The sequence below is a fragment of the Enterovibrio calviensis DSM 14347 genome (assembly GCF_000621165.1).
GTDB classification, from domain to species: Bacteria; Pseudomonadota; Gammaproteobacteria; order Enterobacterales; family Vibrionaceae; genus Enterovibrio; species Enterovibrio calviensis.
The window spans coordinates 1-12000 of sequence record NZ_JHZA01000021.1 but is presented as its reverse complement, the minus strand read 5'-3'; the positions used below and the strand labels follow the sequence as shown (position 1 = coordinate 12000).

Sequence of the window (12000 nt, the reverse complement as noted above, 5' to 3'; positions counted from 1 at the left end):
CCTGAACAGGATTCTTTCTCTATGAGTCTTAATTTCCTTGAATTTGAACAGCCGATTGCTGAATTGGAAGCAAAAATTGAAGCCCTGCGTGTAGTGTCCAAACGCGGTGACGATCCGGAGGCTGTCAATCTTGATAAAGAAATCGAGCAATTGGAGACAAAAAGCGCTGAATTGACGAAAAAAATCTTCAGTGACTTAGGCGCCTGGCAAGTGGCGCAATTGGCGCGTCACCCACGTCGTCCTTATACCTTGGATTATGCCGATCTTATTTTCACCGAGTTCGAAGAACTGGCGGGTGATAGAGCCTATGCGGATGACAAAGCGATTGTTGGCGGTATGGCGCGTATTGACGGCCGTCCGGTGATGATCATCGGTCACCAGAAAGGTCGCGAAACCCGTGAGAAAGTCATTCGTAACTTTGGCATGCCGAAGCCAGAAGGTTACCGTAAGGCATTGCGCCTGATGAAAATGGCAGAGCGCTTCAAAATGCCGATCATCACATTCATCGACACCGCGGGCGCATACCCAGGGGTTGGTGCAGAAGAGCGCGGTCAGTCAGAGGCGATTGCTCGCAACCTAAAAGAAATGGCAGGTTTGAAGGTGCCAGTTATCTGTAACGTTGTTGGCGAAGGTGGCTCTGGCGGTGCTTTGGCTATCGGTGTGGGTGATTTCGTTAATATGCTTCAGTATTCGACGTACTCAGTCATCTCTCCGGAAGGTTGTGCATCGATTTTGTGGCGTGATTCGAATAAAGCCCCTCAAGCGGCAGATGCCATGGGAATGACTGCGCCGCGTTTGAAAGAGTTGGGTCTTATCGACAATATCATCGAAGAGCCAATGGGTGGTGCGCATAGAAATATGACGCTGACTGCATCCAACATCAAAGCGTTGCTGTTGGCCCAACTTGAAGAGCTTGAGCAACTTGACGAAGAAGCACTTCGTGAAAGACGCTACCAGCGCCTGTTGAGTTACGGTTATTGCTAAATTGCGTTGATTCGGTTCTCAACTAAGAATCGACACTGACGTTGGAAAAGGGCCTTATGGCCCTTTTTTTGTTTGTGGTGCTATCATATCGAGAATGCACTATCTAAGAGGCACTTATGCTGTTCTCCGTGTTTGAAAATGTCCTTAATGCTCATGCTGTGACACCGCGTCAGATTGTTTTAGCATTCAGTGGTGGCGTGGATTCGCGTGTAATGCTGGATTTGCTCTCTACCTACCGAGATATTCATCCTCAGCATCGTTACCTGATCCTTCATGTGCATCACGGACTCAGCGAAAACGCTGACGAATGGATGGAGAAATGCCATCAATGGTCGACTGATGCTGGCTTTGATTTCAGGGGATTAAAAGTTCAATTCGAAAAGCAGGGTGAAAGCCTTGAAAAGCAAGCCAGAGAGGCTCGCTATAGTGCGATTTCGTTGAACGTCGAGCCCGAAGCATTGGTGCTGACAGCACAACATTCAGACGACCAAGCTGAAACGTTTCTTTTGGCGCTAAAACGTGGCAGTGGACCCGCGGGGCTCGCTGCAATGCCTCAAATTAGGGGACTTGCTCAGGCGCAGTTGCTACGCCCTTTACTCGCGGTGTCACGACAGGACATTGAAATTTATGCCAATGATCAAGGCTTAGCTTGGGTAGAAGATGAAAGTAATCTGGACTGCCGTTTTGATCGTAACTTTATCAGGCAAGTATGGCTGCCAAAAGTTAGAGAGCGTTGGCCTGGATTTGTGAAAGCGGTTAATCGCACATCGATGCTGTGTGCGGAACAAGAAGCCTTAATAGACGAATTGTTGGAAGAACACGACGCTCGTATTGAATTGCCTGATGGCGGCTTATCGATCTCAGCATTACAAACGTATTCGTCACGTATGCAAGTTGCTTTACTTCGTCGTTGGCTGAAGAAGGTGATGGGACAAAGCGTCTCACAGGTTCAGCTTAAGGAAATATTGCATTCAGTTGTTGATGCGGCGTGCGATGCCAACCCGGAAATGAGGCTTGGCGAGTGGATGTTGAGACGTTTTCAAAACGCGCTCTATTGCTTGAGTAAGATGAATGATGTGACGGATGAGCAGCGAGTTCTGGCATTAAATTGTGTGACTGATTTACCTGATAACCTCGGCACCTTGTTGATGACAGAAAGTCGGACTGTACACGGCCTCAGCCTGCGAGCACCTCGTAGCGAAGAAAGTGTAACGGTGAAATTTAATCCTGAGGGCGTGTACGCTCATCCTTTGGGGCGGCAAGGAAAACGCAAGCTTAAAAAGTTGTTTCAGGAATATGGTGTACCAAGCTGGATGCGAAGAAGAACCCCACTGATCTATTTCGGTGACCAGCTTGCTGGGGTTGCCGATTTATTTGTGTGTGTGGGGTTTGAAGGGCAGGAGTGTGAACTTGTCTGGCACAAAACTCATTGATTAAGTGCGCAAGTGTTATTCACGTGTAAAGATTGATTGGTACGACATAACTATAAGTGAGGAAGCAATGAAATATATTATCTCTTTGGGGCTGGTTGCCATGATGGCGGCTGCTCCCTCATTTGCCGCTGGAGATGCGGAAGCTGGAAAAGCGAAAGCGGCAATCTGTGCTGCATGCCATGGTGCAAATGGTATCGCTGCCATTCCGGGGTACCCAAACCTAGCAGGTCAAAATCCGCAGTACATTGTTTCTGCGCTTAAAGCATATAAAAATGGAGAGCGCACTAGTGCGCAAGCTGCAATCATGAAGCCTCAAGCAACGATGCTTAGCGATGCAGACATGGAAAATCTCGCCGCTTATTACGCGCAAATGAAATAATTGCTCCGCAGGTTCTGCTAATTGAAGCCACAACGCCAGTTGTGGCTTTTTTATTGGTTTTGGATTAACTCGCAGATTTATATGTTGCTTGGTCGTTTTTTATCCATTCAAATTCACTACTATTGCTATTAACACTAGATTTTACTAATGTACTAGCTCACTGATACGCCGTTTGAGGTAGATACAATGGCAGAAGGACGCGAGCACTTTAGCTCTAGAGTTGGGTTTGTACTTGCCGCTGCGGGTGCGGCTGTAGGTCTTGGTAACATTTGGGGTTTTCCGACGCAAGCTGCGAGCAATGGCGGCGGTGCATTTCTGCTGGTATATCTTTTGATGATCCTAGTGGTGGCTTACCCAATGCTGGTGGTAGAAATGGCAATTGGTCGTCATGGTCAGGCTAACCCTATCGATAGTATGCGAAAGCTAGGACGCTCTCCTGTGTCTAAGCGACTTGGAGGTAGCGTTGGCTTTATTGGGCTACTCGTTCCCTGTCTTGTGTTAGCGTTTTATAGCATTGTTGGCGGATGGTTAGTCTCGTTTATGTTGGCTGCTGCGGCTGACATTATCGGTTTGACCGATGTATCTAACTGGCTTAAAGGGTTCTCAGTTGAAAGAAACCTGTTTGGTGCGGCGATTTTTTACCTTCTTACCATTTTGATTGTTCAGGCTGGTGTTAAAGAGGGGATTGAAAAGTGGTCTACCCGATTAATGCCTGCTTTGTTTGTTCTGTTCGGCGTATTGTTTGTATATGTCATGACATTACCAGGCGCGACACAAGGATTGGCGCACTACCTTATTCCTGATTTTTCTAAAGTCATGGACCGCGATTTGATTTTAGCAGCGATGGGCCAAGGGTTCTTCTCTCTTACCATCGGCGGCTGCTCGATGTTGATCTATGGGTCTTACCTAAGTCGCAAAGAAAATTTGCCGAAAATGGCGCTCAATGTCACCTTGGTTGATACGGCTGTTGCGGTTATTGCGGGACTTGTGATTTTGCCTGCTATGTTTGCAGCCATGCAGCAAGGCGTGGAAATTTACGACGAGAGTGGTGCCTTGTTGAGCTCATCAACGTTGGTGTTTGATGTGTTGCCAATGTTGTTTGCTGGGCTGGGTGCAGCCGGCCCATTCATCGCACTGATTTTCTTTGGGTTAATGACCATCGCTGCACTCACTTCATCCATCTCAATGTTGGAATGTCCCGTTTCTTTAATGAGTGAACGTTTAGGGACTAAACGTCCAATTGCGAGCTGGTTATTGGGTGGTGCCATCGCACTCTTTAGTGGTGTGATAGTGTTTAACTTCGGCAGTATGTTTGGCTTAGTTGCGACAATCGCAACACAATATGTTCAGCCAATCGCAGCTCTGCTTTTCTGCCTCTATGGTGGTTGGGTTTGGACGCGTAGTGAAAAACTCAAAGAGCTCCGCCAAGGATATGACAATGTTGAAGAAGGACTGTTCTGGAAAATCTGGCCAGCGTATGTAAAGTTTGTTTGTCCTGCACTGGTTATTGCCGTGATCTGGATGTCACTGGCTTAGCGGTTTGAATCAATCAATAATGTGAGCAATGAATAGAATGAAAAACGGAAGCTGCCGCTTCCGTTTTTTTGTTTCAAAAGAGTGATTATCGAAACTGGTTTTGTTCTGGCTGGTATTCAAAACCACCGCCAGCAAGTTTTGATGCTAGCGCTGATTCATCAATTTCAAAGTACTTTGCGAGTTCAGTCAATGACGGGAACTCGTCTCGTAGTTTCATGTTCACAATGCTCAATAGCATCACAGTGTCCATAGATTCAAATCGCTTCAGATCCATTAAGCATCCTCATGGTCACTGATCAGTAGGTTTGCCGCGGCAAATGCAGCTTGCTCTCTTTTATCTTTAGGGAGAGATTCATCCGATGCGATGTCATTCAATGCTTTAACCGCACAAGCTATCGCGTTGGGAATGTAGCCTTGCTCTCCACTACCAATTTCCGCATAACGTTGACGGATCAGATCACAACAACCGTAGACTTTCATTGCTACTCCTTGGATATAATTTGAGTGAAATATACCTCAAAAAGCCTTTTTGATGGAGGTTTTATCATGCAACGTGAATGCGGTTTATCGGCGGTGATTAGCTTTGTTGCGGTACATGCTTCGGTCAGCACGTTCAAACATAGAAGTGATGTTGTCGCCCTTTCGGTATGCTGAACAACCCACGGAACTAGAAATGTTGTGTGCGGTTAATAGTGAATCTTGGGCTAGCAGAGTTTTTAAGCGGTCATTAACTAACTGTGCTGATTCTTTAGTTGCAGGGGTCAGTAGGACGGCAAACTCATCACCTCCCAAGCGGTAGCAACGATCAGATGCACGAATGGCTTCATTGAGAAGCAGTGAGAATCGACGAAGCACTTTATCACCATCAAGGTGGCCATAGGTGTCATTGACCTGTTTGAAGTTGTCCATGTCAAAAATCATCAAAATTAAGCCATGATTTTTCCGCTCTGTGAGCGCGACAGATTGACGTAGGTCTTGCTCGAAGCTGATGCGATTGTTTAGGCCAGTTAGGCCGTCCAACATAGCAAGGTTACGAACGCGATTGTATTCGATAGCGTTGCTTAAAGGACCAGCAAGAAGGCGATGGTAGGTATGAATCAGACTGATTTCATCGGCATCGAGCTGGTAGGGCGTGCTGTATTGCAGCATACCAAGTGGAGACTGAGCATATTTTACTGAGAACGTTTGTCGGAAACCCGAGGTGCCACCACGCCTAACGATATGGGATATATCATTGTGTTCCCATATCAGACGATTGATGTCGATTTGCTTTTCCAATTCTCTGGTGAAAACTTCAAATAACTGGTCGATTTCAAGTCGACCTTGAAGCTTTTGCAGCACCATTAGACGCTGATCCGCACCAAGAGGAACTCGGCGTGATTGAATCGCCGCTTTTTTTAGTTGTTCCAGTTGAGTACTCATCGAAATTGCCTCAGAAACCAATAACTATGACTGTCGTGCTTTTACAAACATAAGCAAAAAGCGTTCCAGATCATTGGTGCGCAACTGCTATCCTCGATTTTTTCATGCCTCCTCAGAGAGGAAGCTCTCTAAATCGGATCGACGATTTTGCGCATCCTGATACCCCATGTCAATTAAGTGGTTGATATATTTCGGTTCAAATAACAGATAGCTCGTGATGGCAGCGTCCTCAGAAGGGCTTATTCCAAGGATTCGCATCAAGCTACGAACCGCAATTGGCATGTGGCAATAGTATCGTTCAACGAGAGGTTCAAAGGGAGATGATGGTGAGAGGTGGAAGGCATCAACTTGCCGCAGTGCCAAATTATCGGCTTTGGTTTTGTCGACGGTTGATACCAGGTTATTCATTCTGTCGAGGTGCTCCAAATCGGCGGACAATGTGTCGGCAAAGATCGCATCCATGAGGTGTCCGCCGAGCATCGCTAGGCCTGGTGCGGGCGCGGTGTGGTTTGGTGTAGGGTGAGATTTTGGTGCTAAGTCAATGATAAGGACTTTCTCAGCCCCCATTTTTAGGGCTGGGCGAAGGGGGGCGATTTGGTGGACTGAGCCATCACCATAGAAACCGTGACCAATTTTTGAAGCAGGAAAAACAATTGGGATTGCTGATGACGCCAGTAAATGCTCAGTGGTAATTTGGCTTTTTATACCAATGGCGCGAGAGCGAGTCCATGTCGGAATATCTTTGTGCCCTTGATAGAAGGTAACGGACTTACTGGTTTGGTAGTTTGAAGCAGTGACAGCCAGCCCGTGTAAGTTTCCTTTCATTATTTGGTGTTCTATCTTGCTGAAATTAAGTACTTTATTTAGAAGATTTCGAAGTGGGCGATTATCCAAAAGGCCAAAAGGCGGTGCGCAATGATAACGGGCTTGCGCGCGAGCAAAGGCTTGTCTTCCCAGATGATGAATCATGCCATGATATGAACTTTCGAAGACATGTTTGGTGTGAAGATTGGACCATAGCCATGACAGTTTTTTGACGCCGAGTCGAAAACATGACGTATGGCAGGCAAGCGAGGTCGCGTTTAACGCGCCAGCCGATGTCCCACAGTAGATGTTGAATGGACTTGCGTGGACTCGAGGATACCATTCAGATATTGCTTTCATTACCCCCACTTGATACGCGGCGCGAGCACCACCCCCACTCAATAGTAGTGCTATCTTTTTTGGGTGTGGATTGGTTTGTCTATTTGATGCCATCGCGTCAGCACTCAGTTTTTCTGGTCAATATTGAGTATGACTCAGAATATAAGTGTTTGAGTCATGCGCCATTTCTCTATGGCGTTTTTGATAAACTTTATAAATTGATTGTGATCAAGCGCTAAAAGCTAGGGTGCCGCTGTTTAACTGCAATAAGAAAGTAGAACGGCAAATGATATATTCTTGTTCACATTTCTCCCAGTTTGGCTAATTCATGGTTCCTTCTATAACGGCGTTAGTCGCCGATGACGACAAGGCAACGGCAAAGCTGGTTGAAGTACTGCTGAACAAATGGGGCATTAAAACCGTTGTTGCGCATGATGGACTGGAAGCATTAGAAGTGATGATGCAACCTAAGCCGCCATCTCTTCTGCTGTTTGATTGGGAAATGCCCGGTTACAGTGGTATCGAGCTTTGCGAAAAGATCCGGCAAATTGACACTACGAACCCGCCCTACATCATTATCTGTACAGCCAGAGACGCGACAGAATCCATAGTCCACGGTTTAAACAAAGGCGCGAATGACTATGTATCTAAACCATTCAATACGCAGGTGCTCAAAGCGAGGGTTGAAGTCGGCACACGTACCTTAGAGCTACAATCCCGTTTGGTGGATGCGATGGTGCGTTTGGATCACTTTGCGAGCTTTGATGAACTCACAGGCTTACTTAATCGACGAGCATTGTTCGAGCGCATTCATGAAGATTTTTCGCGTGCGCACCGAGCGAAAGACAACCTTTGTTTTGTCGTTTGCGACATAGATTGGTTTAAGCGAATCAATGATAAGTACGGACATCCCGCCGGTGATGCTGTCTTGCGTCAGTTGGGGGATTTGTTAACGCAGCAATTGCGGCCCTATGATCGGTTAGGACGAATTGGTGGAGAGGAGTTTTTGCTTCTTTTTTCCGTAACGACAATCGATAGCGCAGTGAAAGTGCTAGAACGAATAAAACTGGCGATTGAGAAACATGATTTTGTCTATGAAGACACGCATATTGCCGCCACTATGAGCTTCGGTGCGACGTTTATTGAAGCAGGGGAGCAGATCGCGAGAGTTGAGTCCTATTTCAAAAGAGCTGATGAAGCGCTCTATCGCTCAAAGGAGCTAGGCAGGAACTGTGTGACGTTTTCTGAGAATCTAGTTTAATGCAGATAAAAAAACGCCTCCAAGTTAGGAGGCGTTTTTCATGATAAGTAATTAAGCTAGCTTAGCTTTGATGAACTCAACCATGTTTTCAATTTCAACTGGCAATTTGTCACCACCGTCACGGCGGTTTTTATATTCAAATACACCGTTGTCCATGCTGCGCTCGCCAATGATCACGGTATGAGGAACACCCATCAATTCCATATCAGAGAACATAACGCCTGGACGCTCTTTACGGTCGTCAAAGATAACTTCAATACCGGCAGCAGTAAGATCAGCATACAGTTTTTCTGCCGCTTCTTTCACGCGCTCAGATTTGTGCATGTTCATTGGTACGATAGCCACGGTGAAAGGTGCTAGCGCATCTGGCCAGATTATACCGTTGTCGTCGTAGTTTTGCTCAATGGCAGCCGCAACAACACGAGATACACCGATACCGTAACAGCCCATTTCTAGGATTGTGTTTTTGCCATCAGGACCGAGAACACCTGCATTCATTTTCTCTGAGTAGTTAGTACCCAACTGGAAAATATGGCCAACTTCGATACCGCGTTTAAGTTGAAGCGTGCCTTGGCCACAAGGGCTTGGATCGCCGTCAACAACCGTACGGATATCTGCAACATCACCCAACTCAACGTCACGACCCCAGTTAATACCGAAGTAGTGTTTGTCATCGATGTTTGCACCAGCGCCGAAATCACTCATTGCTGCAACGCTGCGGTCTGCAATGAAGGTCAGTGATAGGTTTACTGGGCCAAGAGAACCTGGACCTGCACCGACAGCAGCGCGAATTTCTTCTTCAGTTGCGAATTCAAAAGGCACAGCGACTTGTGGAAGTTTCTCTGCCTTGATTTCGTTAAGCTCATGGTCACCACGAACAAGCAATGCAACCAACTCACCATCAAACTCTTCCGATGCTTTAACAAACAGCGTTTTAACGGTCTTTTCAATTGGAAGGTTGAATTGTTCAACAAGCTCCGCGATGGTTTTTGCGTTAGGCGTATCAACCATCGTCATTTCTTGTGTTGCCGCTTCACGTTCACCTGCTGGTGCTAGCGCTTCAGCCATCTCAACGTTTGCTGCGTAATCAGATTCTGTTGAGAATGCGATAACGTCTTCACCACTGTTCGCAAGAACGTGGAATTCGTGAGAAGCAGAACCACCAATCGCACCGGTGTCAGCAAGCACTGGACGGTAATCCAGACCCATACGATCGAATGCAGCACAATATGCAACGTGCATTGCTTCGTATGATGCTTGAAGACCTTCTTTGTCCAAATCGAAACTGTATGCATCCATCATCGAAAATTCACGTGCACGCATTACGCCAAAACGAGGGCGTCTTTCGTCACGGAATTTGGTTTGAATTTGGTACAAGTTCAATGGAAGCTGTTTGTACGAGTTGATTTCATTGCGAACCAAGCTCGTAACCACTTCTTCCGCGGTCGGGCTTAGAACAAACGGACGCATGTGACGGTCAGTAAAGCGCAAAAGCTCAGGACCCATCTTTTCAGAGCGACCCGTTTCTTCCCACAGTTCAAAAGGTTGAACCACGGGCATTAGAATTTCAATAGCGCCAGCATTATTGATTTCTTCGCGAACGATTTTTTCAACCTTTTGAAGAACACGCAAACCACTTGGCAACCAAGTGTATAGGCCTGAGGCCAGTTTGCGGATCATGCCAGCACGCAACATTAGCTGGTGGCTAATGATTTCTGCGTCGTTTGGAGTTTCCTTCAGAGTACTAAGAAGGTATTTACTGGTACGCATCTATGCTATCCGTTTATCAAGTTACATTATGGAAGGTAATAAGTGAGTCATACTACCAGTGACAACTCTAATCGCAAAAGGCTTCTATGGCTGTCACTGTGATTAAAGGTTCCTCGACGATAAATTTCACATTTAAGTCGAAAAGATGGACGGCATATTCTTTGGTGTCCATTTTCCCCTTTTTGTAAGCCGGACGGGGATCTTGAGCCAATACTTCACGAATCACCTGCTCTTTGTGTTCGCTGTCTTTCTGGCTTTTGATTTTGTGTGTCGCGTTATCACTAAAGATAACCTCGAGTGTCTTTGGCGCCTCACCCGCGTAGCCACCTTCTGCACTTTCAATCGCATCAGAGTATGGAATATAGGGCTTGATATCGATAATGGGTGTGCCATCAACAAGATCACAACTACCGATATCGACGATGACTTGGTGCCCGATCTTTCTTACGCCCTTCACAGAAACAACCGACATACCAATGCCGTTGGGTCTGAACGTCGCGCGGCTAGCAAAGACACCTATACGTTCATTGCCGCCTAAACGTGGAGGTCGAACAGTTGGCGTCCAGCCTTGTTCTAGATTTTGGTCGAAAAGGAAAAGCACCCATATATGTGAAAATTGCTCAATCCCTCGAATGGCATCTTCTTGATTCGCTTCTCCGCAGAGAAGTATCGATGCCGTTGCGCTCGGTGCTAGACCCGGTTGACGAGGTACGGCGAATTTTTCTTTAAATGGAGACTGAATGCAACCCACAGGCGTTAGTGAGTATTTCATAGCGTTGCCTTGTGATTCTTGTTGAGCGGATTTTAACATAGTTGATTAAGACTGCGGTTAGACAATAGATGATGAGGGGATTGCATGTCATAATCGCGGACTAAGCATATATAGAGGGCAGAGCATTGGCCAAACCAGCGGTATTTATTGATAGAGACGGCGTTATTAATGTCGATCATGGTTACATCAGCAAAGTCGATGACTTTGAATATATCGAAGGCGTTTTTGATGCGTGCCGCGCGTTCAAAGATATGGGCTATTTACTTGTGCTGGTAACAAACCAGTCAGGGATTGCTCGTGGCTACTACAGTGAAGATGACTTTTTATCTCTTACTGAGTGGATGGATTGGAACTTTGCCGACAAAGGTGTTGAGTTTGACGGCATCTATTATTGCCCTCATCACCCAGAACACGGTGACGAAAAATACAAGATTGATTGCGAATGCAGAAAGCCTAAACCTGGTATGTTTTTGTCTGCACGTGACTATCTAGGTATAGATATGTCCCAATCCGTAATGATTGGTGATAAAGCTGATGATATGAGAGCGGCTGGTGATGCTGGCGTGAATACCAAGATCCTTGTGCGTACTGGAAAGCAGGTAACGCAAGATGCTGAAACACTCGCTAGCGTTGTTTTGGATAGCATCGCTGATGTTCCTGCGTATTTGAAAGCACCGTAAAAGAGAGTTTATTGTTACTTTCAATAAACCTTCTGTCCAAAACACAGCCCGAAAGGGCTGTTTTTTCATCACAATGGTTGGTTTTTGAACGCTTGAGCATTTTTTTAGAGAAAAAGCGCTTTTTTCACTAAAAAGGTATTGCCAATATCAATTTGCTCCCTATAATGCGCTCCCTGTTGGCACGGCAAAGTTTGCAGCTAACACGAGGAAAGCAAAAGTGCTTGACTCGAAAATGGAGTTGAGTTTAAATCTCTCTCCGCTCAGCGAGTCTGAGCAAGCTCTTTAACAATTTGACCTATACAATCTGTGTGGGCACTCGTACTTGATAGACATAAGATTTATCAATGAACTGAGTGACCCAAGATGGTTGAGCTTTTCGAAGTGACACTGTCAACACAGTCAATGCAGTTTTGCCTTAGGGTAAAAAAGTAATTCAGTATTCATTGAGCGTTAGAACTTCTTCTTCGGGAGAGGGGATAACAACAAAATTCTAATTGAAGAGTTTGATCATGGCTCAGATTGAACGCTGGCGGCAGGCCTAACACATGCAAGTCGAGCGGTAACATTTCAAAAGCTTGCTTTTGAAGATGACGAGCGGCGGACGGGTGAGTAATGGCTGG

12 protein-coding genes and 1 rRNA gene are annotated in these 12000 nt (G+C 46.1%); 7 read left to right on the top strand and 6 right to left on the bottom strand.

The features are described 5' to 3' along the window. The first annotated feature begins 21 nt into the window (after positions 1-21). From accA to Q365_RS0116180, 4 genes are all read left to right on the top strand, one after another. On the top strand, positions 22-984 hold the full coding sequence (gene accA, locus Q365_RS0116195) for an acetyl-CoA carboxylase carboxyl transferase subunit alpha (RefSeq protein WP_028024332.1): 963 nt from the start codon (positions 22-24) through the stop codon (positions 982-984). Positions 985-1100: 116 nt separating this feature from the next. Next, entirely contained in the window at positions 1101-2417 is a 1317-nt protein-coding gene (tilS, locus tag Q365_RS0116190) for a tRNA lysidine(34) synthetase TilS (RefSeq protein ID WP_028024331.1), read from the top strand. 67 nt (positions 2418-2484) lie between these two features. Continuing rightward, positions 2485-2796, top strand: a complete 312-nt coding sequence (locus tag Q365_RS0116185; RefSeq protein WP_028024330.1) for a c-type cytochrome — start codon at positions 2485-2487, stop codon at positions 2794-2796. Positions 2797-2982: 186 nt separating this feature from the next. Continuing rightward, positions 2983-4332, top strand: a complete 1350-nt coding sequence (locus Q365_RS0116180; protein WP_028024329.1) for a sodium-dependent transporter — start codon at positions 2983-2985, stop codon at positions 4330-4332. 85 nt (positions 4333-4417) lie between these two features. On the opposite strand, the gene Q365_RS0116175 is transcribed toward Q365_RS0116180, so the two are convergent. The 4 genes from Q365_RS0116175 to Q365_RS0116160 all read right to left on the bottom strand — a co-directional run bounded on the left by Q365_RS0116175 (position 4418) and on the right by Q365_RS0116160 (position 7011). Continuing rightward, positions 4418-4606 (bottom strand): DUF4250 domain-containing protein, encoded by a 189-nt coding sequence (locus Q365_RS0116175; RefSeq protein ID WP_028024328.1) that lies wholly within the window; start codon positions 4604-4606, stop codon positions 4418-4420. Then, complete coding sequence (locus Q365_RS0116170; protein ID WP_028024327.1) at positions 4606-4812, bottom strand: YaeP family protein; 207 nt, start codon at positions 4810-4812, stop codon at positions 4606-4608. The genes Q365_RS0116175 and Q365_RS0116170 overlap by 1 nt, the downstream gene beginning before the upstream one ends. Positions 4813-4896: 84 nt before the next feature. After that, positions 4897-5754 carry a GGDEF domain-containing protein gene (locus Q365_RS0116165; RefSeq protein WP_028024326.1) on the bottom strand — a complete coding sequence of 286 codons (858 nt, stop codon included), beginning with the start codon at positions 5752-5754 and terminating at the stop codon, positions 4897-4899. 102 nt (positions 5755-5856) lie between these two features. Beyond that, on the bottom strand, positions 5857-7011 hold the full coding sequence (locus tag Q365_RS0116160; RefSeq protein ID WP_028024325.1) for a patatin-like phospholipase family protein: 1155 nt from the start codon (positions 7009-7011) through the stop codon (positions 5857-5859). Between the two features lie 214 nt (positions 7012-7225). Between Q365_RS0116160 and Q365_RS0116150 the strand changes: the two genes are divergently transcribed. Continuing rightward, positions 7226-8158, top strand: coding sequence for a GGDEF domain-containing response regulator (locus Q365_RS0116150; protein ID WP_028024324.1), 933 nt, complete (start codon positions 7226-7228; stop codon positions 8156-8158). Between the two features lie 51 nt (positions 8159-8209). Here Q365_RS0116150 and Q365_RS0116145 read toward each other — a convergent pair whose 3' ends face one another. Together Q365_RS0116145 and tsaA are read right to left on the bottom strand one after the other, a co-directional pair. Then, the gene (locus tag Q365_RS0116145; protein ID WP_028024323.1) at positions 8210-9928 is read right to left on the bottom strand and encodes a proline--tRNA ligase; all 1719 of its coding nucleotides are present in this window, start codon (positions 9926-9928) and stop codon (positions 8210-8212) included. 67 nt (positions 9929-9995) lie between these two features. Further along, on the bottom strand, positions 9996-10700 hold the full coding sequence (tsaA, locus tag Q365_RS0116140) for a tRNA (N6-threonylcarbamoyladenosine(37)-N6)-methyltransferase TrmO (RefSeq protein ID WP_028024322.1): 705 nt from the start codon (positions 10698-10700) through the stop codon (positions 9996-9998). 125 nt (positions 10701-10825) lie between these two features. Here tsaA and gmhB point away from each other — a divergent pair, with 125 nt between their 5' ends. Both gmhB and Q365_RS0116130 read left to right on the top strand, forming a co-directional pair. Next, the gene (gmhB, locus tag Q365_RS0116135; protein ID WP_028024321.1) at positions 10826-11380 is read left to right on the top strand and encodes a D-glycero-beta-D-manno-heptose 1,7-bisphosphate 7-phosphatase; all 555 of its coding nucleotides are present in this window, start codon (positions 10826-10828) and stop codon (positions 11378-11380) included. A gap of 491 nt (positions 11381-11871) precedes the next feature. Then, positions 11872-12000 (top strand): 16S ribosomal RNA (locus Q365_RS0116130); the annotation flags it as partial.